Consider the following 1,054-nt stretch of genomic DNA (forward strand, 5'->3'; position numbering starts at 1 on the left):
GTTGCTGTTTCCAAAGCATTTGCGAAATCATTGATTCCAACGGAAGATCCTCGCCTCAGTTTCAATTCCCGCAAAGCAGTGGAAGATCTTTTGCGACTGGCCACAGCAACTATCCTGCCGTCGAGTTCCATCCTTTTCATGGTGAAAGATATGGCCAATGCCTGGTCCGGAAGCGGTTTGCCCGGGCCGGTTGCAAAACCGGAATTACCACAGACATCACAAGAAGCCCGGGAAGAGGCTCAGGAAAAAGAACCCGGCTCGAAAGACGTATCCCTTCAACAGCCATCCACGGCCCGCTATCAAGGGAGTGCGGGAGCCAAAGGACTGCTTGCACTTGGCACGCTTGCCAGCTCTTTTCAGTATGCGAATTCGAAATCCATAGAGATTAATGATGCACAAGCCCTGGGCAAGATTGGTCGACATCCCGACTATCCATCGGACGGCAAATATCAACAGACGGCGGATATTGTTGTCACTAAAGACTATCAATCCATTGATCGTTTCAGCGGCAAGTACGATGGGCAGTGCAATACCATCAGCAACCTGCCGGACTGTTTGGTTAATACTCTGGAACAAGGCAGCATCAGTAACCTGCGCATTACTGATGCCAATATAAATTCTGCGGAGACGGCTGGTTTAGCAGCCTGTAATGTGGGTGGCACAGTCAGTGATGTCTGGGCCGAAAATGTTCGTATTTCCACCTCGGGTGACAATGCATACACCGGCATTGGGGGGGGGGTGGGTTTTCACAGGAGGAACCGTTGCCAACACCACGGCGGTGAACAGCACGGTCGAAACCTCGGGTAACCATGCATACGCCGGCATCGGGGCGGGGGAGGTTTACGGTGGAGGAACGGTTGCCAACACCATGGCGGTGGACAGCACGGTCAAAACATCGGGCGTGTTTGCACACGCCGGCATCGGGGGGGGGGAGGGTTTTCGGAATGGTTGCCAACACCACGGCGGTGGACAGCACGGTCAAAACCATCAATGGTGAAAATGCACACGCCGGCATCGGGGCGGGGGTGGTTTACAAAGGAACGGTTGCCAACAC

General features: G+C 53.9%; 1 protein-coding gene. It reads left to right on the forward strand.

All coding sequences use genetic code 11. The features are described from left to right. Nucleotides 1-807, forward strand: an 807-nt coding sequence (locus KDK14_RS11550) for a hypothetical protein (protein WP_257265272.1), incomplete at its 5' end; no start/stop codon positions are given. Nucleotides 808-1,054: the final 247 nt, after the last annotated feature.

This window comes from Endozoicomonas sp. ONNA2, from assembly GCF_024606365.1.
Lineage (GTDB): Bacteria > Pseudomonadota > Gammaproteobacteria > Pseudomonadales > Endozoicomonadaceae > Endozoicomonas.